Origin of the sequence: Streptomyces sp. MK37H, assembly GCF_018035285.1 — a bacterium.
Lineage (GTDB): Bacteria > Actinomycetota > Actinomycetes > Streptomycetales > Streptomycetaceae > Streptomyces > Streptomyces endocoffeicus.
In genome coordinates this window covers 1-23,418 of sequence record NZ_JAAAYH010000104.1, presented here as the reverse complement: position 1 = coordinate 23,418, position 23,418 = coordinate 1, and the positions used below count along the sequence as shown (strand labels likewise).

25 protein-coding genes and 1 pseudogene are annotated in these 23,418 nt (G+C 72.2%); 13 read left to right on the top strand and 13 right to left on the bottom strand.

The genetic code is table 11. From position 1 onward, the window contains the following. Positions 1–1,638 (bottom strand): MFS transporter (locus GWI24_RS17140; protein ID WP_247616499.1); only part of this gene is annotated, 1,638 nt, incomplete at its 3' end. A 403-nt stretch (positions 1,639–2,041) separates the two neighbouring features. On the opposite strand from GWI24_RS17140, the gene GWI24_RS17135 reads away from it, so the two are divergent. Then, complete coding sequence (locus GWI24_RS17135) at positions 2,042–3,229, top strand: hypothetical protein (protein ID WP_210946817.1); 1,188 nt, start codon at positions 2,042–2,044, stop codon at positions 3,227–3,229. Positions 3,230–3,550: 321 nt separating this feature from the next. After that, entirely contained in the window at positions 3,551–4,591 is a 1,041-nt protein-coding gene (locus tag GWI24_RS17130; protein WP_210946816.1) for a phosphatase PAP2 family protein, read from the top strand. Positions 4,592–4,775: 184 nt separating this feature from the next. Here the strand turns inward: GWI24_RS17130 and GWI24_RS17125 are convergent, their stop codons facing one another. Then, positions 4,776–4,991 (bottom strand): I78 family peptidase inhibitor, encoded by a 216-nt coding sequence (locus GWI24_RS17125; protein WP_037949885.1) that lies wholly within the window; start codon positions 4,989–4,991, stop codon positions 4,776–4,778. 393 nt (positions 4,992–5,384) lie between these two features. Between GWI24_RS17125 and gvpO the strand changes: the two genes are divergently transcribed. The 9 genes from gvpO (at position 5,385) to ctaD (ending at position 10,647) form a co-directional block, all read left to right on the top strand. Beyond that, entirely contained in the window at positions 5,385–5,687 is a 303-nt protein-coding gene (gene gvpO, locus GWI24_RS17120; protein ID WP_210946815.1) for a gas vesicle protein GvpO, read from the top strand. Positions 5,688–5,736: 49 nt separating this feature from the next. Further along, positions 5,737–6,192, top strand: a complete 456-nt coding sequence (locus GWI24_RS17115) for a gas vesicle structural protein GvpA (protein WP_210946814.1) — start codon at positions 5,737–5,739, stop codon at positions 6,190–6,192. Next, positions 6,189–6,908, top strand: a complete 720-nt coding sequence (locus GWI24_RS17110; protein WP_210946813.1) for a GvpL/GvpF family gas vesicle protein — start codon at positions 6,189–6,191, stop codon at positions 6,906–6,908. The genes GWI24_RS17115 and GWI24_RS17110 overlap by 4 nt, the downstream gene beginning before the upstream one ends. 17 nt (positions 6,909–6,925) lie before the next feature. Continuing rightward, a complete protein-coding gene (locus GWI24_RS17105; protein WP_374103309.1) occupies positions 6,926–7,114 on the top strand; it encodes a gas vesicle protein GvpG in 189 nt (62 codons plus the stop codon). An 80-nt stretch (positions 7,115–7,194) separates the two neighbouring features. Then, entirely contained in the window at positions 7,195–7,533 is a 339-nt protein-coding gene (locus GWI24_RS45295) for a gas vesicle protein (RefSeq protein ID WP_247616501.1), read from the top strand. Further along, complete coding sequence (locus GWI24_RS17095; RefSeq protein WP_210946811.1) at positions 7,530–8,387, top strand: GvpL/GvpF family gas vesicle protein; 858 nt, start codon at positions 7,530–7,532, stop codon at positions 8,385–8,387. Before GWI24_RS45295 ends, GWI24_RS17095 begins: the two co-directional genes overlap by 4 nt. Beyond that, entirely contained in the window at positions 8,384–8,584 is a 201-nt protein-coding gene (locus GWI24_RS17090) for a gas vesicle protein (protein WP_014059691.1), read from the top strand. The genes GWI24_RS17095 and GWI24_RS17090 overlap by 4 nt, the downstream gene beginning before the upstream one ends. Beyond that, complete coding sequence (locus GWI24_RS17085) at positions 8,581–8,859, top strand: gas vesicle protein K (protein WP_037949869.1); 279 nt, start codon at positions 8,581–8,583, stop codon at positions 8,857–8,859. The genes GWI24_RS17090 and GWI24_RS17085 overlap by 4 nt, the downstream gene beginning before the upstream one ends. 78 nt (positions 8,860–8,937) lie before the next feature. Next, positions 8,938–10,647, top strand: a complete 1,710-nt coding sequence (gene ctaD / locus GWI24_RS17080) for a cytochrome c oxidase subunit I (protein ID WP_210946810.1) — start codon at positions 8,938–8,940, stop codon at positions 10,645–10,647. Here the strand turns inward: ctaD and GWI24_RS17075 are convergent. From GWI24_RS17075 to GWI24_RS17065, 3 genes and pseudogenes are all read right to left on the bottom strand, one after another. Continuing rightward, a pseudogene (locus tag GWI24_RS17075) lies at positions 10,619–11,575 on the bottom strand (helix-turn-helix transcriptional regulator); the annotation flags it as partial. The gene ctaD and the pseudogene GWI24_RS17075 sit on opposite strands and share 29 nt — an antisense overlap. 79 nt (positions 11,576–11,654) lie before the next feature. Continuing rightward, positions 11,655–12,515, bottom strand: coding sequence for a hypothetical protein (locus tag GWI24_RS17070; protein WP_210946808.1), 861 nt, complete (start codon positions 12,513–12,515; stop codon positions 11,655–11,657). A 41-nt stretch (positions 12,516–12,556) separates the two neighbouring features. Further along, positions 12,557–13,795: a glycosyltransferase family 4 protein gene (locus GWI24_RS17065; RefSeq protein ID WP_210946807.1), complete on the bottom strand. Its 1,239-nt coding sequence runs from the start codon at positions 13,793–13,795 to the stop codon at positions 12,557–12,559. A gap of 277 nt (positions 13,796–14,072) precedes the next feature. On the opposite strand from GWI24_RS17065, the gene GWI24_RS17060 reads away from it, so the two are divergent. Continuing rightward, positions 14,073–14,996, top strand: a complete 924-nt coding sequence (locus GWI24_RS17060; protein WP_210946819.1) for a hypothetical protein — start codon at positions 14,073–14,075, stop codon at positions 14,994–14,996. 179 nt (positions 14,997–15,175) lie between these two features. Further along, a complete protein-coding gene (locus tag GWI24_RS17055; protein WP_210946806.1) occupies positions 15,176–15,472 on the top strand; it encodes a hypothetical protein in 297 nt (98 codons plus the stop codon). Positions 15,473–15,592: 120 nt separating this feature from the next. On the opposite strand, the gene der is transcribed toward GWI24_RS17055, so the two are convergent. From der to GWI24_RS17015, 8 genes are all read right to left on the bottom strand, one after another. Continuing rightward, complete coding sequence (der, locus tag GWI24_RS17050) at positions 15,593–17,056, bottom strand: ribosome biogenesis GTPase Der (protein WP_210946805.1); 1,464 nt, start codon at positions 17,054–17,056, stop codon at positions 15,593–15,595. 55 nt (positions 17,057–17,111) lie between these two features. Then, the gene (locus tag GWI24_RS17045; RefSeq protein ID WP_210946804.1) at positions 17,112–17,786 is read right to left on the bottom strand and encodes a 1-acyl-sn-glycerol-3-phosphate acyltransferase; all 675 of its coding nucleotides are present in this window, start codon (positions 17,784–17,786) and stop codon (positions 17,112–17,114) included. Then, complete coding sequence (gene cmk, locus GWI24_RS17040) at positions 17,783–18,487, bottom strand: (d)CMP kinase (RefSeq protein ID WP_308343697.1); 705 nt, start codon at positions 18,485–18,487, stop codon at positions 17,783–17,785. Before cmk ends, GWI24_RS17045 begins: the two co-directional genes overlap by 4 nt. A 142-nt stretch (positions 18,488–18,629) precedes the next feature. Next, entirely contained in the window at positions 18,630–19,715 is a 1,086-nt protein-coding gene (locus GWI24_RS17035; RefSeq protein WP_210946802.1) for a prephenate dehydrogenase, read from the bottom strand. Further along, a complete protein-coding gene (aroH, locus tag GWI24_RS17030; RefSeq protein ID WP_210946801.1) occupies positions 19,712–20,074 on the bottom strand; it encodes a chorismate mutase in 363 nt (120 codons plus the stop codon). Before aroH ends, GWI24_RS17035 begins: the two co-directional genes overlap by 4 nt. A gap of 189 nt (positions 20,075–20,263) precedes the next feature. Continuing rightward, on the bottom strand, positions 20,264–21,382 hold the full coding sequence (locus GWI24_RS17025; RefSeq protein ID WP_210946800.1) for a pseudouridine synthase: 1,119 nt from the start codon (positions 21,380–21,382) through the stop codon (positions 20,264–20,266). 40 nt (positions 21,383–21,422) lie between these two features. Then, positions 21,423–22,079, bottom strand: a complete 657-nt coding sequence (gene scpB / locus GWI24_RS17020; RefSeq protein ID WP_138911310.1) for an SMC-Scp complex subunit ScpB — start codon at positions 22,077–22,079, stop codon at positions 21,423–21,425. Further along, positions 22,076–23,418 (bottom strand): segregation/condensation protein A (locus GWI24_RS17015; RefSeq protein ID WP_247616496.1); only part of this gene is annotated, 1,343 nt, incomplete at its 5' end. The genes scpB and GWI24_RS17015, both read right to left, overlap by 4 nt.

The window sequence follows — 23,418 nt, the reverse complement described above, 5'->3', positions numbered from 1 at the left end:
GCCGTCCGGGCCCTGCTGGTCCGCCGGCCCCTGCTGGTCCGCCGGGCCCTGGGTGGACTCCTCGTCGTCGGAGGCGCACTCCATGGCCTTGGGCAGCCGCAGCGCGGCCAGCGCGCCGAGCAGCAGCAGACCGGCGCTGACCGCGAGCGTGACGTGCAGACCGTGGACGAAGGCGGCGCGGGAGGCCGAGCGCAGGGCCTCCCCGGCGTGGCCGCCGAGCCGGTCGGAGACCTTGTACGCCGCGCCCAGCGACTGGCTCGCGTCGGAGCTGGCGGAGGCGGGGACACCGGGCACCGAGGAGACGCCGGGCTTGTAGGCGGCGTTCATGACGCTGCCGAGGAGGGCGATGCCGATCCCGGCGCCGAGCTGGTAGGAGGTCTCGCCGATGGCGGCCGCGCCGCCCGCGGACCCGGACGACGCCTCGTTGAGCATGGACTCGTACGCACTGAAGAGCGTGGTCTCCAGGCCGAAGCCCAGGACGATGAAGCCGCCGACGAGCACGGCGGGCCGGTCGGACTGGCCCATGGCGGTGAGCGAGAGCACGGCGAGGGCGGTGAGCGCGAAGCCGACCGCGACCATGACCCGCGGGCCGAGCCACTGAAGCATCCGGGACCCCACGAGCCCTGCGGCCATGGCGGCGAAGGTGAGCGGCAGCAGCCGCAGACCCGTCTCGAGCGGGGTGAGCCCGAGCACGAGCTGGAGGTACTGGGCGGCTATGAGCTCCAGGCCGACGAGCGCCAGCAGGGCGAGCACGATACAGCCGACGGAGATCGAGAAGGCGGGCCGGGCGAACAGCTTGAGGTCCACCAGCGGATGCGTACGGCGGCGCTGGCGGCGGACGAAGAGCACCAGCAGCACCACGCCGACCAGCACCGGGGCGGCGGTCACGGCGTCCAGCGGCCCCGCTCCGCTGCCCACCCGCTTGACGCCGAGGACGACGCAGAACAGCCCGCAGGCGGCCATGACCGCGCCCAGCACGTCCCAGGGGCCGTTCTTGTCGCCGGTGGACTCGGGCAGCAGCCAGCGGCCGACGGGCAGCGCCACGATCATCAGGGGGAGGTTGACCAGGAAGACCGAGCCCCACCAGAAGTTCTCCACCAGGAAGCCGCCGAGCAGCGGCCCGACGGCCGCGCCGACGGCTGCGACCGCGCTCCAGATGCCTATCGCCAGCGCCCGCTCCCGGCGGTCCGGGAAGACCTGGCGCAGTATCGACAGTGTCGCGGGCATGATCATCGCGCCGCCGACACCCAGCAGGGCGCGGGCCACGATGAGGATCTGGGGGTTGGGGGCGAAGGCGGCGATCGCGGAGGCGGCGCCGAAGAGCGCGTAGCCGAGCAGCAGGACGCGTCGTCTGCCGACGCGGTCGCCGAGGGTGCCGAAGAGGATCAGCAGCGAGGCGCAGACCAGTGGGTAGACGTCCACGATCCACAGCAGTTCGATCCCGCCGGGGCGCAGATCCTCGGTCACCGCCGGGACCGCGACATGGAGCACGGTCGCGTCCACGGCGACGAGCAGCAGGCTGACGCAGAGCACCAGGAGCACGACCCAGCGGTTCGCCCCGCCGCTCGCCTCGGTGCCGCGCCATTGCCGGGGAACGCCCGCCGTCCGCCGATTGCCGGCCGTGGTCGTCCCGGACATGTACGCACCTCCCTGGGTCTTGCGCTCGCGGTCCGCCGTCGTGACGGCGGTACGTCACGTCGTAGGGACGTCCGGGTGACCCCGGTGGCGAAGGCGCGAGTGAGAGGTCAGGGTACGCGAGTCCCCGCGCGAGCCGTGTGCCGCAGGTCATGTTGGGGCCGGACCGCGGATGGTTACGGAGGCGTACGTTCCAGACTTCCCCTTTTGTCCCCCTGTCCCTCTGCCGTCCCTCCTGTGTCCTCCCGGCGTCCCACCCGCGTCCCACCGGTGGCCGTCCTCCGTTCGCCCTCCGTTGTCGTCCGCGGTTCCCGCCACGTAGTTGTCCACAGCCTCCGCGGTCCCTCCGCGGAGCGTTGTCCACAGGCTCCGCGGGCGGCCCGGATCATCCTTGATAATCGTCGCCGTGACTGATCTCGCCCAGGCCGGCACCGCGCCGCTCAGCGACGACGGCCGACCGGGCCGCGCCGCTGGCCGCGCGCTGCGCCGGGCCGCTCCAGCACTGCTCGCATATGCGGGGACGCGCCTGCTCGGGCTGGTGGTTCTCGCGATCTGGGGTGCCTTCGCGGACAAGAGCCCGCACCAGCTGCTCTCCGCGCGCTGGGACTCGCTGTGGTACACCCGCATCGCCGAGGAGGGGTACGGCTACACGCTCCATCTGCCCGACGGCGCGGTCCACTCCAACCTGGCGTTCTTCCCCCTGCTCCCGGCGCTGGAGCGAGTGATATCGGCCATAGCCCCGCTGGACGCGGCCGACGCCGGACTGCTGGTGAGCTCGGTCACGTCCCTGTTCGCCGCCTGGGGGATCTTCGCGATCGGGGACCTGCTGTACGGACAGCGGGTGGGCGTCACGCTGGCCGCGCTGTGGGGTGTGCTGCCGGTCGGGATCGTGCAGTCGATGGCGTACTCGGAGTCCCTCTTCACGGCGCTCGCCGCCTGGGGGGTCTACGCGGCGCTCACCCGGCGGTGGCTGTGGGCGGGGCTGTGCGCGGCGCTCGCGGGGCTCACCCGGCCGGTGGGGGCCGCGGTGGTCGCCGCGGTCTGGGTGGCGGCCGCGGTGGAGCTGCTGCCCGGCGGGCGCCGGCGCCACACGTGGCGCACCCATCGGGGGCTGCTCGCGGGCGTCGTGCTGGCGCCGCTGGGCTGGCTCGGCTATGTGGTGTGGGTCGCGCTCCGCACCGGAAGCGTCACCGGCTACTTCGACGTGCAGAACGGCTGGGGCAACGGCTTCGACGGCGGTCTGGCCTTCGCGGGCTTCATCGGGGGACTGCTGATCGAGCCGCCCTTCGTGGGCGGGCTCGGGCTGTTGCTGGGCGTCGGGGCGCTGATCTGGCTCGCGGTCCGCTGCGTGCGGCAGCGCCAGCCGCTGCCGCTGCTGGCCTACGGCGGCGGGGTGCTCGTCCTGGCGCTGGCCGCGAAGGGGTACTTCGGCTCCAAGCCCCGGCTGCTGATACCGGCCTTCCCGCTGCTGCTGCCGATCGCGGTCGCCCTGGCCCGGCTGCGCCCGGTGCGCACCGCGCTGGTCCTGGGGTCGGTGGGGCTCGCCTCGGCGGTGTACGGGGCCTTCTGGCTGCACGGCTCCGGGCCGCCCTGATCCGCCCACCGCCACGATCCGGCCACCCCGACCGGCCGGGCGGAGCCCCGCCGACGATCACTCCCGGCCACCCGGAGACGCCGGGGGAAACTTCGGGGAACGCTATGGCTAATAGGCGATAAACACGCCCTGTAAGAATTCCATAAAGTCCCTGAGACACGCCCATTGGAAGGCCGCGAGCAGAAAAGTCCCGGGGCCTCGTGCATTCCTTGGAAAGGGCGCGGCCAAAAGCCGTGGGCGAGACGTACTCCACATCACATCGTCATCACAAAGCGACCTGATCGACTGAACCCGCCTGTCACGCAATGTAACGTCGATTAGGTGCGTACCGAAGACAAGCTCCCCGCGACCGAGGAGCGAAGGCCCGATCCCGCGCGACCGCGCATGACCCGAACACGCTTCTGGCTGCTCGGGACCACGCTGGCGGTCTACGCGGCGACCGTGATCGGCGTGCTCACCACCTCATGGCTGGTGAAGCTCGACTGGCAGGTCATGCTCTTCCGGCCCTACAAGCAGTGGCCCGAGTTCCACACCTTCCTGGACTACTTCGTGGTCATGGGCCAGCGCGGGCCCACCGCCGTGGCCGTCGCCGCCTGGCTGGGGTGGTGCTGCTACCGGCAGCGCACCCTGCGCCCGCTGCTGGCGCTGGGCACCTCCCTGCTGCTGCTGAACGCCACCGTGGGCGCGGTGAAGATCGGCTTCGGCCGGCTCGGTCCGCACTACGCGACCACCGTCGGGTCCAATGAGATGTGGGGCACCGGCGATATATTTCCTTCGGGTCACACCGCGAACGCCGTGGTCACCTGGGGCATTCTGGCCTATCTGGCGACCACCCCCGTGGCCCGCAGGGTCGCCTCGCTGATCGCCGCGGGCTTCGCCTTCGGGGTCGGCATGACCACCGTCTACCTCGGCACCCACTGGCTGAGCGATGTGGTGCTGGGCTGGGCCGCCGGGGTGCTGGTGCTGCTGGCGCTGCCCTGGCTGGAGCCCGCCATGGCCCGCGCCGAGGTGCTGCTGCTGACCCTGTGGCGCCGGCTGCGCGAGCGCCGGGCGCCCGTGCCGGTGCCGGTGCCGTCCGGGCGGCCGGTCGCCGGGACCCCGCTGGCCACCCCGCGCACCGCCCGCGACGACGAGCTGCCCGCCCGCGAGACCGTGGCCGTGGTCCGGCCCGGCGCCGCCACCGGCCGGAGCCCCGACGGGCGGCCCCTCCACCCGGTCCGCCAGCACACGGTGCGCTCCGAGCGCACCCCGGTCACCCCGGTCGGCAGCCGCCGGCCGCCGCACGCCGACCGGGTGCCGCGCGCCACGGCGCCCTTCGGCCCGTCCGGCGCCTCCCGGGGCCGGACGGCCACCGGAGGCTGAGCCACCCACCGGACCGCGGGGCGGTACGCACCCCCTCCCCCGCGCCGACCGGTCGCACCACGGCCCCGGAACGCTCTCCCGAGAGCGTTCCGGGGCCGCCGCCGTATCCGCGCCGGGCGCACCGGCGCGTCGGCGCGCACCGGCGCGGCTCGGGCCGGTCGGTCGGCCCGTCAACCGCGCCCGGTCAGCCGCGCCAGCAGCGCTTCACCGTGCCCTCGTCCACCTCGAAGTCGATCCGCCCCCGCAGATACTCCATGGTGATGATCGCGCCCGGCGGAAGCGTCCGTACGGTGCTCCAGCCGCGTGCGCGCGCCCTCTCCTCGGCGGTGCCGGCATCGAGGCCCACATAGCTGTCGAGGTCGTCGTCGGGTTCGGCCGGAAGGTTCGGTACAGGTCCCATGAGAGCCACCGTAGGTGGCTCCCTACGGGTGGCAAACCCAGAGTTGTCGTGGACCGCCACGGGACTACCACCACCCCATGCCTCTCACGGCCGCCATTCGTCACACTTGTGTCACAGAAAACACGCCCGGGTTTGTGAGCGACTTCATCACTCTTCCGGGGCTTGTGTTGACGCCTCGAAGATGATTGCGAGTTTCTGTCGATATCCCGCGCCAAACGGCCGGCTCCGGTATGGGCGGCGGTGCGCGGCCGAGATCTGTCGAACAATTCCCGCGGCGACCGGAAAAGCACGGCCCGGAACCCTCCGGAGCGCACAATTCCACCACAAATCGCCGGGGCCGAACCCCAAGGTTTACGCCTACCCGGACGCGGTACCCGCCGCCCCGGAGCCAACATGACTGACAGATCCGATGAGACCCCCGAGAAGACGGCGGCCGGCGGTCCGAGTCCGCTGGCACTCCTGCGTGCCGCCCGTGAGCAGCTTGTCGAGCTGACGGGCCTGTACCCGGAGTCCCTCCCCCGTCTGGAGCGGACCGACGAGGGGTGGCTGCTGGAGGCCGAGGTGACGGAGCTGGTCCGGGTGCCGGAGACGATGAGCCTGATGGCCCTGTACGAGGTGACCCTCGATCCGGACGGCCTGCTGACCGGCTACCGACGCCTCCGCCGCTATGAGCGCGGCCGGAGCGACCGCCGCTGACGCCGGCGGGGGACCGGACGCCACCGGATACGAGAGGAACCCACCCGACATGACCACTGTTGTCCCGGCACAGCAATCCAGGGGCGGGGGCGGCACCAGCGGCCTGTACGACGTCCTGGAGCTCATCCTCGACCGAGGGCTGGTGATCGACGCGTTCATCCGAGTCTCCCTGGTCGGCATCGAAATACTCAAGATCGACGTTCGGATCGTGGTCGCGAGCGTCGACACCTATCTGCGGTTCGCCGAGGCGTGCAACCGCCTCGACCTGGAGTCGGGCCCGAACAAGTCGCCCGGACTGCCCGAGGTCGTCGAGGGCATCACCGAGAACGGCGCGCGGGCCAAGACCAAGGGCGCCCTCTCCGGCGCCGGCGACACCGTCTCCAAGGCCGCCCAGACCGTGGCCGACGCGATCCGGCCGTCGGAGGAGGAAGAGGCGGAGGAGGAGCCGCGCCGGCGCCGCCCGGCCCGTAAGGCGGCGCCGAGGAAGTCCGAGGAGTCCTCATGACCACGTATGTCTACGGCATCGCGCGGGGCGAGGTCCCGGACCTGGGCGATGGGCTGCTGGGCATCGGCGACCCCCCGCTGCCGGTCCGGGCGCTGAACGAGGGCGAGCTGGCCGCGATCGTCAGCGACTGCCCGCCTGAGCTGAAGCCCCGGCGCCGCGATCTGCTGGCCCACCAGCATGTGCTGGCCGAGGTGAGCGACTCGCGCGCGGTGCTGCCGATGCGCTTCGGCAGCGTCTCCTCCAGCGACGACGACGTCCGCAGCGTGCTGGCCGAGCACGCCGACCGCTACCAGGACCAGCTGAACCGGCTGACCGACCGGGTGGAGTACAACGTCAAGGCCGTGCACGACGAGGACGCGGTGCTCCATCAGGTGCTCGCCGAGGAGCCGGAGCTCCGGACGATGGCGGAGGCCAACCGGGCGGCGGGCGGCGGCACCTACGAGGATCGGGTGCGCTTCGGCGAGCTGATGGCGGGCGCGGTACGGGCCCGTGAGGTGCGGGACGCGAAGCTCGTGGAGGAGGCGCTGGCGCCGGCCGCCGAGGAGGTGCGGCCCGGCCCGGAGAGCGGCGGCTGGTTTGTGAGCCTGTCGCTGCTGCTCGGCAAGGACGCCGCCGATCCGCTGCTGTCGGCGGCCGCCGGCCTGGAGCGGACCCATCCCTGGCTGAAGCTGCGGATCAACGGTCCGCTGCCGCCGTACAGCTTCGTCGAGTCCTGATGCTGATGATCGGCTGGGTGCTGAGGCAGGTCGTCGCCGCGGCGGAGCGGGAGTACTACGACCCGGCCAACATTCAGCGCGCCCTGGCCGAGCTGGAGACTCAGCTCGACCAGGGCGTGATCGACGGACGAGAGTTCGAGCGGCAGGAGGACGTGCTGCTCGACCGGTTGGAGGAGGCGCGCCAGTGGGCGAACGGGACTCTGTGACCACCCGGGGCGGTGTGGCCCCGACGGCCGGCGCCTACGGTTCACCGGCGTCGTCGCTAGGCTCCTCGAGGTCGTACGGCCTGGCCGGACGGGGTGAGGGCGGGGCGAACCTCGCCGACATCCTGGAGCGGGTGCTCGACAAGGGCGTGGTGATCGCGGGCGATATCCGCATCAATCTGCTCGACATCGAACTTCTCACGATCAAGCTGCGGCTGATCGTGGCCTCGGTCGATAAGGCGAAGGAGATGGGCATCGACTGGTGGGAACACGACCCCTCGCTCTCCTCACGCGCCAGGACCGGGGTGGACGGCGGCGAGAAGGCCGAGGTCACCCACCGGGAGAACGCCGAGGCCACCAGCCGGAACGGCCGCGAGAACACCGAGGTGACCAGCGGGGAGAACCGGGAGACCACCGAATGACCGACGGACTGCGGTACGCCTACGCGGTCGTGCGCGACACCGGTGCGCCGGAGGCCGGCCTGGACGCCCTCACCGCCCTTGAGGGAGTGACCGGCGTCGCGGACGAATCGGTGTACGCCCTACGCCATCTGGGGCTCGCCGTGCTGGCGGGCGCCGTACCGGCCGAGGACTACGACGAGGGCCCGCTGCGGGAGCGGCTGGAGGACATGGCCTGGCTGGAGAAGATGGCCCGGGCCCATCAGCGGGTGGTCGACACCGCCGGTGCCGAGTCCTGTGTCCTACCCGTCCGGCTGGCCACCGTGTGCCATGGCGACGAGGGGCTGCGGCGGATGCTCGCCACCGGGCGGGAGCGGTTCGCCTCGGCGCTGGACCGGCTGGAGGGCCGGGTCGAATGGGGCGTCAAGGCGTATGCCACACAGCCCGCCGCCGAGGAGCCGCCCGCCGGGGCCCCGGGCACCCCGAGCACCCCGGACTCCCCGGGCGCCATGTCCGGCCGCGACTATCTGCGCCGCCGCAAGGCCCAGCGGCAGGCCGCCGAGCGACGCTGGGGCGATACCGAGGAGGGCGCGCGGCTGGTGCACGACACCCTCAGCGGGCTGGCCGAGCAGTCCCGCCTGCATCCGCCGCAGGACCCCCGGCTGTCGGGGATCTCCGACCGCAATGTGCTGAACGCCGCGTATCTGGTGCGGCGCGAGGACAGCGCCGACTTCGCCGAGCGGGTCGGTGAGCTGGCCGGGCGGACGCCCGCGCTGCGGGTGGAGCTGACCGGCCCCTGGGCGCCGTACTCCTTCACCGCCATGGACGAGACCTCCGACTCGGAGGGGGAGACCGAGAGCGCGGGGGCGGACGGATGACGATGGCCCCCGAGGGCCCCCTGGCCCATCAGCAGATCGCCCTGGTGGACGTGTTGGACCGGCTGCTGGCGGGCGGCGTGGTGATCACCGGTGATCTGACGCTGCGGATCGCCGACGTCGATCTGGTCCGCATCGATCTGCGTGCGCTCATCAGCTCGGTCAACGCCAATGTGCCGTCCCCCTGGGAGGAACCGTGAGCCGCAAGCTGGAGCTGGACCAGGACACCGTCGAACGCGATCTGATGAAGCTGGTGCTCACCGTCGTGGAGCTGCTGCGCCAGCTCATGGAGCGGCAGGCGCTGCGCCGGGTGGACCAGGGCGATCTGACGGAGGACCAGGAGGAGCGGATCGGGCTGACGCTGATGCTCCTGGAGGACCGGATGGGCACGCTCTGCGACCGCTACGGCATCGCGCCCTCCGATCTCAATCTGGACCTTGGGCCACTCGGTCCGCTCCTGCCCCCGAGGGAGTGACGCTCGGGGCAGCTCCCCGGATCACGCCGCCCACCGGGCGATCATGGCGTAACCCGCCCAGGACACAGAGGAGTCCCGATGGCGACAGAGACCGCGCGGACCGCCGGTCCGGTATGGGAGACGCGGCAGGGCAGCGTGCTGGTGGACTGGCTCACCACCACCGACCACAAGAAGATCGGGCATCTCTATCTGATCTCGTCGTTCGGCTTCTTCCTGATCGGCGGCGTGCTGGCGCTGGTGATGCGCGCCGAGCTGGCCCGTCCGGGCCTGCAGATCGTCTCGCAGGAGGAGTTCAACCAGGCGTTCACCCTGCATGGCACGATCATGCTGCTGCTGTTCGCGACCCCGGCGTTCGCGGGGTTCGCCAACGAGATCATGCCGCTGCAGATCGGCGCTCCCGATGTGGCCTTCCCGCGTCTCAACATGCTGTCGTACTGGCTGTATCTGTTCGGCGGGCTGATCGTGGTGGCCGGTCTGCTGGTGCCGGGGGGTGCCGCGGACTTCGGCTGGACCGCCTACGCCCCGCTCAACAGCCCGATCCGCTCCCCCGGTATCGGCGCCGATATGTGGATCATGGGGCTGGCGCTGTCGGGCTTCGGGACGATCCTGGGCGCGGTGAACTTCCTGACCACCATCATGGCGATGCGCGCGCCGGGCATGACGATGTTCCGGATGCCGATCTTCACCTGGAACACCCTCTTCACCTCGATCATGATCCTGATGGCGTTCCCGGTGCTGGCGGCGGCGCTACTGGCGCTGGAGGCGGACCGGCGGTTCGGGGCGGTGGTCTTCGATCCTCGGTACGGCGGGCCGCTGCTGTGGCAGCACCTCTTCTGGTTCTTCGGCCATCCCGAGGTCTACATCATCGCGCTGCCGTTCTTCGGCATCATCTCCGAGATCATCCCGGTCTTCTCACGCAAGCCGATCTTCGGCTATGTGACGCTGATCGGCGCGACCATGGCCATCACCGGGCTGTCGATGGTCGTCTGGGCCCACCACATGTTCGCCACCGGATCGGTTCTGCTGCCGTTCTTCTCCCTGATGTCGTTTCTGATCGCGGTGCCGACCGGGGTGAAGTTCTTCAACTGGATCGGCACCATGCTGGGCGGCTCGGTGTCCCTGGAGGCGCCGATGCTGTGGGCGGTCGGGTTCCTGGTGAGCTTCCTCTTCGGGGGGCTCACCGGCGTCATCCTGGCCTCACCGCCGCTGGACTTCCATGTCACGGACACCTACTTCGTCGTGGGCCACTTCCACTACGTGGTCTTCGGGACGGTCGTCTTCGCGATGTTCGCGGGGTTCTACTTCTGGTGGCCCAAGTTCACCGGGAAGCTGCTGGACGAGCGGCTGGCCAAGATCCACTTCTGGACGCTGTTCACCGGCTTCCACACCACCTTCCTGGTGCAGCACTGGCTGGGCGTGGAGGGAATGCCGCGCCGCTACGCCGACTATCTGGCGGCCGACGGCTTCACCGCGCTCAACACCATCTCCACGATCGGCTCCTTCCTGCTGGGCATGTCGACCCTGCCGTTCCTCTACAACGTCTGGAAGACCGCCAAGTACGGCAAGAAGGTCGAGGTCGACGACCCGTGGGGGTTCGGCCGTTCCCTGGAGTGGGCGACCTCCTGTCCCCCGCCCCGGCACAACTTCACCACGCTCCCCCGGATCCGCTCCGAGTCACCGGCCTTCGATCTGAACCATCCCGAGGTGGCGAGCCTGACGCAGCAGAGGGACCAGCCGCCGAAGTCGCGGGGCCAGGTCAGCCCAGGGCCCGATCCAGCCGATTCCTGAGCTCCCGGATGCGGTCGTTCAGCTCCGCCGGTTCGCGCACCTCGAAGTCGAAGCCGCTCAGCGCGATATGAACCACCAGCGCATCGAGGCTGTGGGCGCCGGTGTGCAGCAGACAGCTGTGCTCGTCCACGGCCTCCAGCACCCCCACCGTGGGCGTGAAACGCTCGGCCGCCCGCTCGGCGGGCACCCGCAGCAGCACGGTGGCCCGCTGGGCGTAGACGGAGGTGGTGATGCCCCTGGCCACATAGGCGGCGATGTCGTCGGCGGGCGGGCGGCGCGGGGTGAAGCGGGGGCCGTGCGGCGGGGTCGGGGTGATCCGGTCGACCCGGTACGTACGCCAGTCGGCGCGTTCCACATCCCAGGCGACCAGGTACCAGCGGCGCTGCGCGGCGACCAGCCGGTGCGGTTCGGCGGTGCGGCGGGTGACCGCACCACCGTGGTCGCGGTACTCGAAGCGCAGTTGATGGCAGTCCCGGCAGGCGGCGGCCAGTTCGGTCAGCACCGCGGGGTCCACCCCGGGGCCACCGCTCCAGCCGGACAGCGGCACGGTGAAGGCGGTCAGCGCGCCTACCCGGCGGCGCAGCCGGTCCGGCAGCACCTGCTCCAGCTTGGCCAGGGCCCGCACCGAGGTCTCCTCGATGCCCTCGACCCCGCCGCCGGTCGCCTGGCGCAGCCGCACCGCGACCGCCACCGCCTCCTCGTCGTCCAGCAGCAGCGGCGGCAGCTGGGCGCCCGCGCCCAGCTGATAGCCACCGCCGGTGCCCGGCGCGGAGTGCACGGGGTAGCCGAGCTCGCGCAGCCGGTCGACATCGCGGCGCACGGTGCGCGGGGTGACCCCGAGCCGGTCGGCGAGGTCCGCGCCGGACCATTCGCGGTGGGCCTGCAGCAGGGAGAGCAGGCGGAGCAGTCGGGCCGAGGTCTCCAGCATGCGGCCGAGTCTGTCACCGAACGAGGACAGTCTTGGTCCTCAAGGCTGTCCTCCTCGGTTCGCTCTCAGGGTCCCGGGCTCAGCCGAGCGCCTCGATCCGCACCGCGAGATCGTTGTCCCGGGTGTAGTACGGCCGGGCGAGGGCCTCCCCGTGCGGACCGGCCACCGTGCGCGGCGGATAGGTGAAGATCTCCTTCTTGTCCGCGACATCGTCCAGGATCCGGGCGAGCCGGGCCGGGGCCATGGTCCGGTCCGCCGGGCGCAGCCACAGGTCCCAGACGTCCGCGCCGCCGTCCCAGGTCCGCGCGAGGTCGGCGTAGGAGAGCGTGAAGGAGAAGTCCGAGCCCTCCACCTCCAGCGGTGCCATGCGCACCGGGCCCTCGCCCCCGCGGCAGCGGGCCTCGACCACCGCGTCGGCCAGCCACTCGGACGGGTACGCGACGCGGTAGAGCCGCCCCCGCACCGCCATCGTGTCGTCCTCCAGCCGGATCTCCCCGGCCTCGGCGTGGGGCGCCCGCCGCCAGCTGCGCAGGGAGAGGTTGCCGTGCTTGGTGGCGTACGGGATGCGGACGGACAGCGGGGAGGTGCTCGGCCCAGGACGGCGGTCCACGAGCGAGCGCAGATCGTTCAGGCCCGGGGCGAGCCGCCTCGGCTCGGCGTCCCGGTACGCCACATGGACGTCCCAGCGGCCCTCGGGCAGGGCGACGATGCTGGGCAGGGCGGCCTGGAGCCGGCCGTCCGCGGTGGGGCCCAGCGGCAGCCGCACCTCCCCGTCGGGGGCGTCCCTCCCGCCGCGGCGGATCAGCACCAGCGCACCGCTCCAGTCGTCGTGGCCGCCCGGGGCGGGGCGGGCCCAGTCGGCGATGTGGAAGGTGAGCCCACCGGCGGAGTCCGCCACGCAGTCGGCGCGGGCGGGGGCGGCTTCGGCGGCCTCACTCATTCTGTCCTCCTCGACGTGCTGCGTTGTCTGTGCTGGTGCACTCATGCGACACGCACCTTCCGCAGGGAGTCCTTGGCGGCGAACGCGCCACTGATCAGGGAGCCGCGGGCGCGGTGCAGGGAGCCCCGCAGGCCGCCGCGGCCGATCAGCTCGGAGAACAGCGTCTCGTAGCGCCCGGCCACCCGCGAGGGGTCGAAGCGGGCCGAGTCCTTCAGCGCGGCCTGCCCCATCTGCTGGCGCAACTCGTCGTTGTTGATGAGGTCGAGCAGCGCGGCGGCGATGGCGTCGGTGTCGCCGGTGGGGACGAGACGGCCGTCCACACCGTTGTCGATGATCTCCGCGGGCCCGTGCGGGCAGTCGGTGGACACCACGGGAAGGCCGCAGCGCATGGCCTCCACGATGGTCATGCCGAACGACTCCAGGCTGGAGGTGACGGCGGCTATGGAGCCCTTGGCCCACTCGGGGTCGAGCGGATTGGCCGGGCCCATCAGGAAGACGTTGTTGTAGAGGCCGAGCTTGTCGATGAGGGCGCGCAGCTTGGCGTGCTGGGCGCCGCCGCCGTAGATCCGCAGCCGCCAGTCGGGGCGGGCCTCGCTGACCTTCGCGAAGGCGCGAATCAACAGGTCGTAGCGTTTCACCGGGGCCAGTCGGCCGGCCGCGACCACCCACTTGCCGGTGCCGTCGGCGGGGTCCAGACCGGGCGCGGGCACGCTGTTGGGGACCGCCTCGATCCGCACGCCGGGCAACCGCATCTGGCCGCGGTAGGTCCGGGCGTCGGCCTCGGTCACGGTGGTCACCGCGTCCAGCCGGGGATAGACGGCGCGCAGGGCCCGCTTCAGTCCCTTGGAGTGGGTGCTGAGCGTCAGATGCTCCTGGCCGACCCGTACCGGACCGCGGCGGGCCTCCCGGGCGATGTGGACATTGAGCCCGGGCCGGGTTCCGACAACGATATCGGCCTCGAGCGAGCGCAGATGATCCGCGATACGGCGGTCGGTGAGCGCGCTGTACTGCCTGGAGCGGCCCTCGATCGCGGGGAAGACCTTCGCCGGGCGTCCGTGGTCCGGATCGGCGCCGTCGTAGGACGGGCTGCTCTTCCGGAGGTCCACGAGATGGCTGAGCCGCACCCGCGGACCAGGGTCGAAGATCGGCTGGTCGCGGTGGCGGAAGACCGACACGATCTCCACATCGTGCTGCTCCCCCAGGGTGCGGGCGAGGTTGTACGTGGTCCGGATCGTCCCGCCGATCCCGTACGCGTTGTGAATAAGGAAAGAGATGTGCATCCGGCCCCGTATCCCACTGCTTCCCCGCGGACGGGTGTGTCGTCCGCCTACCACGATGTAAGACGGTGAAAAGTGGCACAGGGTTGGGTTTCATCATCTTCTTGTGCTCCAACAGATGTGAAATCGGTAGGGAGTCGGGGGAACTTTTCGGCTCGACGGTGCATCAGACCGCGGGGTGGCCGGGCGCGTGACCCACGCCCCGCATGGCCCGTTGTCTACGTATGAGCCGGGAACCACCCGGCCCACCACCGAGACCGAGGAGCCACCCGTGCCGCGCATGCTCGACGTCAGCGATGACGTACGCGCCGAGATCGGCGACGAAGAAGCCGACCGGCTGCTCGCCGGGGACAACGCCCCGGGCGCTTACGACTGCACGTCCTGCCGCACCCCCGGCAACACCGAGCAGGAGCGCACCAGCACCGTGCTCTTCGTGGGGCAGGAGACGGCGGTGCTGGCCTTCGCGCACGCCACCTGCGTGCCCTCCCAGGTCGTCGCGGTCTCGGAAGACCAGTTGCGCGGTGCGGTGCGGTCCATCACGGGTGAGGACAGCGCGCCGCCGACCGCCGAGGCGTCCCACGCGCCGCCCGTACCGGCCGCGTCACATGCCTCCACGTCGTACTTCCCCGGCCCGGCGGCCCCGGCCCCGTCGCCCGCCCCGGTCCCGTCGCCGGGGTCGCCCGTCGCCGTGTCGCACACCCCGGCCCCGTCCGGGCACGCGCCGGTGCCGCAGCAGGCGGTGCTCGGTGTGACCAGCGGGGTGGTGCTGGTGGGTCAGGAGGCGTGCGCGGCGCTGGTGGTGGAGCCGACCGCGCCGATCATCCGCCCCGGTTCGATCGGCCACGGCGATGAATTCCTGCAGCTCCTCAGCGAGCAGGGGTTCGCCCCGGTGGTCGATCTGGGCCGGCCGCCCGCGCCCAACCCCGGCTGGTCGGTGCTGCTGGCCATGGGGCGGCTGCACGCGGTGCTGATGCCGGCGCCGGGCGGCGGCCGCCCGGTGGCCTGGTGGCAGGCGCACAGCCCGATGCCGCTCAGCGAGGGCTGGCGGAGCGCCGTCGGCCGCTCCCAGAAGGTGCTGGTCTACGCCGCGGCCGCGGGCACGATCGGCACCCAGCCGCGCGAGGACCAGCTGCGCGCGGCGCTGGACCGGGCCGCCGCGCGGGGCGCCCTGGTCGGCGCTTCGATGCCGCTCGCGGGCACATGACCGCCATGGCCGCCGCCGTCCCGGACTTGCCCCCGGACTTCCCCCCGGACCTCACCGACCCTTGGTGGACAGCCCATTCGCCACCGATGCCGCATCCGACGGGCCCCCGGGTCGTTGGCACATACGTGCACGCATACGACCTCTCCTACCGTTCCCCCTCATACGGCTGCATTCCGGCCATGCGCCCCGCGCTGGAGGCAGCGCACGATCCCTGGCGCCACTCCGCCACGCCGATCTACGACGCGTTGTACGCGGAGTACCGCAGGCTGTTCCGGGCGCTGCCCGGTGACCGCTCGGACGAGGAGAACATGGAGTTCGTGGCGTTCGCCGCCATCGGCCAGCCCCGGGGCCTCATCAGCGGCTACGGCCACCCGGACGGCCACAGCGGGGCCTGGCACACCGACGAGCTGTACTACCGCGGCTATGTCCCCGCGCTCCCGCCCGGCCGGGGCGAGGAGCCGGGGCACACGTACTGACGCGGTGCCGGGGGCCGGGGCGGCGTGAGCCCCCCGGCGCGGCCGCCGCCATGTCCCGCGACCGCGCTATCGCTACTTCTTACGGCCGCGCCCCCACTCCGTCTCGCGGCCGCACTCCCGCTACTTCTTGCGGCCGCGCTTCTCGCGCACCCGCACCGAGACCTGCAGCGGCGTCCCCTCGAAGCCGAACTCCTCGCGCAGCCGCCGCTCGATGAAGCGGCGGTAGCCCGCCTCCAGGAAGCCCGAGGCGAAGAGCACGAACCGCGGCGGCCTGGTCCCGGCCTGCGTCCCGAAGAGGATCCGCGGCTGCTTGCCACCCCGGATCGGGTGCGGATGCGAGGCGACGATCTCGCCGAGGAAGGAGTTGAGCCGCCCGGTCGGGACGCGGGTCTCCCAGCCGGCCAGCGCCGTCTCGATCGCCGGGACCAGCTTCTCCATATGGCGGCCGGTGCGGGCCGAGACATTGACCCGCGGCGCCCACTGGATCTGCCCCAGCTCCGTCTCGATCTCGCGCTCGAGGTAGTAGCGGCGCTCCTCGTCCAGGGTGTCCCACTTGTTGTACGCGATGACGAGCGCGCGCCCGGCCTCGACGGCCATGGAGATGATCCGCTGGTCCTGGACGCTGATGGACTCGCTGGCGTCGATCAGTACGACCGCGACCTCCGCCTTCTCCACGGCGGCCGCGGTGCGCAGCGAGGCGTAGTAGTCGGCGCCCTCCTGGAGGTGGACCCGGCGGCGGATACCGGCGGTGTCGACGAACTTCCAGGTGGTGCCGCCCAGTTGGATCATCTCGTCGACCGGGTCGCGGGTGGTGCCCGCCGTCTCGTTGACGACCACCCGCTCCTCGCCCGCGACCTTGTTGAGCAGCGAGGACTTGCCCACGTTCGGGCGGCCGATCAGGGCGATCCGGCGCGGTCCGCCGATCGTCGCCCCGAAGGTCTGGGCCGGGGCCTCGGGCAGCGCCTCCAGGACCGCGTCGAGCATGTCGCCGGTGCCGCGGCCGTGCAGCGCGGACACCGCGTACGGCTCGCCGAGGCCGAGCGACCACAGCATCGCGGCATCGGCCTCGCCGCTGGGCCCGTCGACCTTGTTGGCGCACAGCACCACGGGCTTCCCGGCCCGGCGCAGCAGCTTGACCACGGCCTCGTCGGTGTCGGTGGCGCCCACGGTGGCGTCCACGACGAAGACCACCGCGTCGGCGGCCTCGATCGCGAACTCGGCCTGAGCGGCCACGGACGCGTCGATGCCGAGCACGTCCTGCTCCCAGCCGCCGGTGTCGACCACCTTGAAGCGGCGGCCGGACCACTCGGCCTCGTAGGTCACCCGGTCGCGGGTGACGCCGGGCCGGTCCTCCACGACCGCCTCCCGGCGGCCGAGAATCCGGTTCACCAGGGTGGACTTGCCGACGTTGGGGCGGCCGACGACGGCCAGCACCGGCAGCGGGCCATGCCCCGCCGCGGCCAGGTCGCCCTCGACCTCCGACGGGTCGAAGCCCTCTTGCGCGGCGAGCTCCATGAACTCCGCGTACTCGGCGTCGCCAAGCTCCCCGTGCTCGTCGCCGCCGCTGTGGATCTGGTCGTTCATGAAGATTTCCTCGTCGTCCCTCAGTACCGCGCACCGCCCCTGGCGGTGCGCGGGTCTATGTCTGATCCGGTCGGCCGGTCAGCCGCCTGGCGGTGCCCAGATGCGTGGCCAGCCGCTTCTGGATGCGCTCGGTGGCCTGGTCCAGGGCCGCCCGCGTCCGCCTGCCGCTGCCGTCCCCCGCCTCGAACGGGTCGCCGAACACCACGTCGATCCTGCTGCGCAGCCGGGGCAGCGGCCTGGACCGGCCGTCGTCGCGCGGGATGGCGGTGCCGAACACCGCCACCGGCACGATCGGCGCGCCGGAGCGCACCGCGAAGTACGCGAGCCCCGAGCGCAGCGCGGCGAAGTCGCCGTCGCCCCGGGTGCCCTCGGGGAAGATCCCCAGCACCCCGCCGCGCTCCAGCACCCCCAGGGCCTGGCCGATCGCGGTGCGGTCGGCGCTCGTACGGTCCACCTTCAGCTGCCCGATACCGCGCAGGAACGGGTCCAGCGGGCCGATGAACGCCTCCTTCTTGACCAGGAAGTGCACCGGCCGCGGCGAGGTGCCGATCAGCATCGGGCCGTCGATGTTGTGGGAGTGGTTCCCCGCGAGGATGACGGGCCCGGCGGACGGGATCCGCCACGCGCCCAGCACCCGCGGCCGCCACAGCCCGTGCATCAGACCGATGCCGATCCGCCGTCCCACGGCGGCCCCGGCGGCGCTGGGAAGTGTCGCGTCGGTGGCGCTCACGCGACCGTCCGCTTCTCCTCGACGAGGGTGACCACGCACTCGATGACCTGGTCGAGGGTGAGCTCGGAGGTGTCCACCTCGACCGCGTCGTCCGCCTTGGCCAGCGGCGAGGTCTTGCGGCCGGAGTCCAGTGCGTCCCGCTTGGCCAGCGCGGCCCGGGTGGCGGCCAGGTCGGCGGCCTCCTTGCCCTTCAGCTCACCGCTGCGGCGGGCCGCCCGGACCTCCGGGGAGGCGGTCAGGAAGATCTTGAGGTCGGCGTCCGGGAGGACCGTGGTGCCAATGTCCCGGCCCTCGACCACGATGCCGCGCGGCGCCTCGGTGGCGATGGTCCGCTGGAGCTCGGTGATCACGGCCCGCACCTCGGGCACCGCGCTGACCGCGCTGACCCGCGAGGTGACCTCCTGGGTGCGGATCGGCCCGGAGACATCGGTGCCGTCGACGGTGATCGTCGGGTTGGCCGGGTCGGTGCCGGAGACGATGGCGGGCTTGCCTGCGGCGTCGGCCACGGCCACGGCGTCCTCGACGTCGATGCCGTTGGCCACCATCCACCAGGTGATCGCCCGGTACTGGGCGCCGGTGTCCAGATAGCCCAGGCCCAGCTTGGCGGCGACGGCCTTCGAGGTACTGGACTTGCCCGTGCCTGCGGGGCCGTCGATCGCGACAATCACTGCTGCCGGGGCGGTCCGGGCGGCGGTTTCCACGGTGACAGACACCTTTCGTGTGCACGGGGCTGAGTTGAACGGGCCATGTGAGCCTCGGACAAGGTTACTGGCTTCCTCCGGGCGGCTTCGCACCGCTGGGGGACGGCCCCGGGGCCGGGGCCGTGGGCGGTCCGCTCCGCCGCTACTGCCGGATGGACCATCCCCGCTCCCGCAGGGCCTGGGTGAGCCCCGGCGCCGCCGAGGGCTCGACCACCAGCTGGATCAGACCGGCCTGCTGTCCGGTGGCGTGCTCGATCCGGACGTCCTCGATGTTGACACCCGCCCGGCCCGCGTCGGCGAAGATCCGGGCCAGCTCGCCCGGCTGGTCGCCGATGAGGACCGTCACGGTCTCATAGACGGCCGAGGCGGCGCCGTGCTTGCCCGGCACTCGCTCGCGCCCGGCGTTGCCCCGGCGCAGCACGTCCTCGATCCCGGCCGCGCCGCCGCCTCGCTTGGCCTCGTCGGCGGACTGGAGCGCGCGCAGCGCCCGCACCGTCTCGTCCAGGTCGGCGGCGACGGCGGCGAGCACATCGGCCACCGGGCCGGGGTTGGCGGAGAGGATGTCGATCCACATGGCGGGGTCGGAGGCCGCGATCCGGGTGACGTCGCGGATGCCCTGCCCGCACAGCCGCACCGCCGTCTCATCGGCGTCCTGGAGCCGCGCGGCGACCATGCTGGACAGCAGGTGGGGGGTGTGCGAGACGAGCGCCACCGCCCGGTCGTGGGCCTCGTCCTCCATCACCACGGGCACCGCCCGGCACAGCGCGACGAGCTCGAGCGCGAGGTTGAGCACCTCGGTGTCGGTGCCGCCGGTGGGCGTGAGCACCCACGGCCGCCCCTCGAAGAGGTCGGCGGTGGCGGCCAGCGGCCCGGAGCGCTCCCGGCCCGCCATCGGATGCGTGCCGATGTAGCGGGTCAGATCGCAGCCGAGGGCCTCCAGCTCGCGGCGCGGGCCGCCCTTGACGCTCGCGACGTCCAGGACGCCGCGGGCCAGCCCGCGGCGCAGCACATCGGCCACCGTCGCCGCCACATACGCCGGGGGCACGGCAACGATCGCCAGGTCCACGGGCCCCTCGGGCTCAGCCTGCGTCCCGGCGCCGCGCGCCTCGGCGGTCCGCGCCTGGGCCGCGTCGTGGTCGGAGAGGTGCACCTGGACGCCACGGCCGGCCAGGACCAGCGCGGCGGAGGTGCCGATCAGGCCGGTGCCGATGACGAGGGCGGTTCTCATTGGGCGATGTCCTTGCGGAGGGAGCCGGCGGCGCCCAGGTAGACATGGGCGACATCGGACTTGGACAGGGAGGTCTCGACATGCGCCAGGATGCGGACGACGCGGGGCATGGCCCCTTGTATGTCCAGCTCCTGGGCGCAGATCAGCGGTACGTCGGTGATGCCCAGCTTGCGGGCGGCGACCGCCGGGAAGTCGCTGTGCAGATCTGGGGTGGCCGTGAACCACACGCTGATCAGGTCGTCCTGGGCGAGGGCGTTCCGCTCCAGGATGGCGGTCAGCAGCGCGGAGACCTGCTCATGCATGTGCTCCGGCTCGTCCCGGTCCAGCTGGACGGCCCCGCGGACCGCTCGTACCGCCACGTCTCGCTCCCCTGTGCGCGCTGTGCCTGTCGTGCGTCGGGCACGGCCGCGTCGTCCGGCCGCACTCCCGATCAGCGTAACGAGCGGGTCGGACAGGCTCCCGGGGCGACCGCTGGGCGAGACGCGGCGGCCCGCTGACGACGCGGCGGCCCGCTGGCGGCCGGGGCCGTCAGCGGCGCCGGGTCGCCATCAGAGGTCGACCTCGCGCATGAGCATGCCGACCTCGGTGTTGGTCAGCCGGCGCAGCCAGCCGGACTTCTGGTCGCCGAGCGCGATCGGGCCGAAGGCCGTCCGCACCAGCTTGTCGACCGGGAAGCCGGCCTCGGCGAGCATCCGCCGCACGATGTGCTTTCGGCCCTCGTGCAGGCTCACCTCGACGAGGTAGTTCTTGCCGGTGTTCTGCACCACCCGGAAGTGGTCGGCGCGGGCGTAGCCGTCCTCGAGCTCGATGCCGCTCTTGAGTCGCTTGCCCAGGTCGCGCGGGAGCGGGCCCTGTATGGCGGCGAGATAGGTCTTCCTCACGCCGTAGCGGGGGTGGGTGAGGCGGTGGGCCAGCTCACCGTGGTTGGTGAGCAGGATGATGCCCTCGGTCTCGGTGTCGAGGCGGCCGACGTGGAAGAGCCGGGTCTCGCGGTTGGTCACATAGTCGCCCAGGCACTGGCGGCCGTCGGGGTCCTCCATGGTGGAGACGACACCGGCGGGCTTGTTCAGCGCGAAGAAGAGGTACGACTGGGTGGCCACGGTCAGCCCGTCGACCTTGATCTCGTCCTTCTCGGGGTCGACGCGCAGCCCCTGCTCGGTCACGATCTTGCCGTTGACCTCGACCCGTGCCTGGTCGATCAGGTCCTCACAGGCGCGGCGCGAGCCCATGCCGGCGCGGGCGAGGACCTTCTGGAGCCGCTCGCCCTCCGGCTCGCCGAAGGTCTTGGGCATCTTGACCCGCGGCTTGTCGTGGCGGGCGCGGTTGCGCTCCTCTATCTGCGCCTCGTACTCGCGCGGCCGGGCCGGGCCCGGCTTGCGGCCACGGCCGCCGCCACCGCCCTTGGGGCCGCCCTTGGGGCCGCCGCCCTGGGAGCCCTGGGAGCCCTGGGAGCCCGTCCTGGGGCCGCCCTGGGAGCCTTGGGAGCCCTTGGGGCCGCCTTGGGAGCCCTTGGGGCCCGCCTTGGGGCCGCCGCCCACGTCGTAGCGGCGCTCTTCGGGGCGGGGGCGGCCGGCGCGCTGCTGCTGCTCGTCGCGCCTGTTCCCCGCGCCCCGGTAGTTCTTGCCGCCGCTACCGCTGCCCCTGCTGTTCCTGCCGCTGCTTCGCATCAAGTTTCCGTCTGAGAGTGGCCGCTGCCGGCTCGGTGTTCTACGTCGTCGTGCGTTCTGCGTCGTCCTGCGCGTCATCGCCGTCGATGGCGTCCGGATCGAACGACGGCACGCCCTCCTGGGACTCGCCCTCGACCGCGTCCGCCTCGGGGAGGAACGGCGCGAGCTCCGGGAGCTCGTCCAGCCCCCGCAGGCCCATCCGCTCCAGGAAGTAGTTCGTCGTCCTGTACAGGATCGCACCTGTTTCGGGTTCCGTGCCCGCCTCCTCGACCAGGCCCCGCTGGAGGAGGGTCCGCATCACACCATCGCAGTTGACGCCGCGGACGGCCGAGACTCGGGAACGGCTGACCGGCTGACGGTACGCGACCACCGCGAGGGTTTCCAAAGCGGCCTGGGTGAGCCGGGCCTGCTGGCCGTCCAGGACGAACCCCTCGACGGCGGCGGCGTAGGCCGGACGCGTGTAGTAGCGCCAGCCGCCCGCGACCAGCCGCAGCTCGAAGCCCCGGCCCTGGGTCGCGTACTCGTCGGCCAGCTCACGCAGCGCGTCCGCGACGGCGCGGCGCGGCCGCTGGAGGACCTTGGCGAGGTTCTCCTCGGTGGCGGGCTCGTCGACGACCATGAGGACGGCCTCCAGGGCGGGCTTGAGGTCCAGCTCGGCGACCTCGGAGAGCCCGGCGGGTGTCCGCTGCTCGCTCAACTCGCTACCTCTTCCTTCTCCTTCTCGGGCGTGGCCGTCTCCTTCTCGGGCTCCTTACGGGGCTTGGCCTCCTGGTCGAACTCGTCGGTCACCAGTGGCTGCTGCCCCGCCTCGCCCGTCCAGCGGACCATGAGCGACCCGAGCGCCTCCGGCTGGTCCAGCAGGACCGCGCGCTCGCGGTAGAGCTCCAGGAGCGCCAGGAAGCGCGCGACGACCGTAAGGACGTCGGGAGCGTCCTCGGTGAGCGCGGCGAAGGTGGCCTCCCCCAGCTCCCGCAGCCGCGCGACCACCACCTCGGCCTGCTCCCGGACGCTGACCAGCGGGGCGTGGATGTGGTCGACGTAGACCTGCGGCTTGGGTTTGGGCTGCATCGCCTTGACGGCCAGCTTGGCGAAGCCCTCGGGGCCGATACTGATGACGACGTCGGGGAGCAGCTCGGCGTGGTGCGGCTCCAGGCCGACGGTACGGGGGTGACGGGCGGCCTCGGCGGCCAGCCGGTCGTTGAAGATGTCCGCGATCTGTTTGTACGCGCGGTACTGCAGCAGCCGTGCGAAGAGCAGATCGCGCGCCTCCAGCAGCGCCAGGTCCGCCTCGTCCTCGACCTCGGCGGCGGGCAGCAGCCGGGCCGCCTTGAGGTCCAGCAGGGTCGCCGCGACGACGAGGAACTCGGTGGTCTGGTCGAGGTCCCAGTCCGGCCCCATGGCGCGGATGTGGGCCATGAAGTCGTCGGTGACCTTGGAGAGGGCGACCTCGGTGACGTCCAGCTTGTGCTTGGAGATCAGCTGGAGGAGGAGGTCGAAGGGCCCCTCGAAGTTGTCCAGCCGGATGGTGAACCGATTGCCACCGTCCTCGGCTTGCGCCTCGCCCTGACCGCCCCCACCGCTCGCAGCGGCCCCGTCACTCGCCTCGGGCTCGCTACTCGCCGTCCCGGCCGCCTCACCGCCGTGCCCGCCTGCTGGGGGCGCCGCATCGAGGCCGGCCCGCGCATGCACCGGCTCCGGCTCGTCCTCGTCCGCCGACGCCCCCTTACGGCCGCGTCCACCGCCCGCGCCCTGCCGCGCGGCCGGGGCAGCGGTCTCGGCCGTCGTCCGGGACGGCTCGGGCCCGACGTCCGGGGTGGTGCGTTCCTCTGAGGCGGCCTCGCGGGCCTCGGCCTCCACGGCGGCCTCGCGGGCCTCGGGCTCTGCGACGACCTCGCGGGCCTCGGGCACGGCGGCCTCGGGCGCCTCGGACGGCCCAGCAGGGGCCTCGGGCGCCGTCTGGGCGCCGTTCTGCGGCTCTTCGGCCACTTCCGCCGCCGGGGGTGCAGCGGGGCGCTGAGAGGCCTCCTGCGGAGGCG

Excerpts from the sequence above, each read along its gene's own strand:
- GWI24_RS17025 (WP_210946800.1), bottom strand. The coding sequence starts at position 21,382 with ATGCGAAGCAGCGGCAGGAACAGCAGGGGCAGCGGTAGCGGCGGCAAG.
- GWI24_RS17035 (WP_210946802.1), bottom strand. The coding sequence starts at position 19,715 with ATGAGAACCGCCCTCGTCATCGGCACCGGCCTGATCGGCACCTCCGCC.
- GWI24_RS17055 (WP_210946806.1), top strand. The coding sequence starts at position 15,176 with ATGCGCCCCGCGCTGGAGGCAGCGCACGATCCCTGGCGCCACTCCGCC.
- der (WP_210946805.1), bottom strand. The coding sequence starts at position 17,056 with ATGAACGACCAGATCCACAGCGGCGGCGACGAGCACGGGGAGCTTGGC.
- gvpO (WP_210946815.1), top strand. The coding sequence starts at position 5,385 with ATGACTGACAGATCCGATGAGACCCCCGAGAAGACGGCGGCCGGCGGT.
- GWI24_RS17090 (WP_014059691.1), top strand. The coding sequence starts at position 8,384 with ATGACGATGGCCCCCGAGGGCCCCCTGGCCCATCAGCAGATCGCCCTG.
- GWI24_RS17060 (WP_210946819.1), top strand. The coding sequence starts at position 14,073 with ATGCTCGACGTCAGCGATGACGTACGCGCCGAGATCGGCGACGAAGAA.
- GWI24_RS17065 (WP_210946807.1), bottom strand. The coding sequence starts at position 13,795 with ATGCACATCTCTTTCCTTATTCACAACGCGTACGGGATCGGCGGGACG.
- GWI24_RS17070 (WP_210946808.1), bottom strand. The coding sequence starts at position 12,515 with ATGAGTGAGGCCGCCGAAGCCGCCCCCGCCCGCGCCGACTGCGTGGCG.
- GWI24_RS17110 (WP_210946813.1), top strand. The coding sequence starts at position 6,189 with ATGACCACGTATGTCTACGGCATCGCGCGGGGCGAGGTCCCGGACCTG.
- GWI24_RS17095 (WP_210946811.1), top strand. The coding sequence starts at position 7,530 with ATGACCGACGGACTGCGGTACGCCTACGCGGTCGTGCGCGACACCGGT.
- GWI24_RS17125 (WP_037949885.1), bottom strand. The coding sequence starts at position 4,991 with ATGGGACCTGTACCGAACCTTCCGGCCGAACCCGACGACGACCTCGAC.
- ctaD (WP_210946810.1), top strand. The coding sequence starts at position 8,938 with ATGGCGACAGAGACCGCGCGGACCGCCGGTCCGGTATGGGAGACGCGG.
- GWI24_RS17115 (WP_210946814.1), top strand. The coding sequence starts at position 5,737 with ATGACCACTGTTGTCCCGGCACAGCAATCCAGGGGCGGGGGCGGCACC.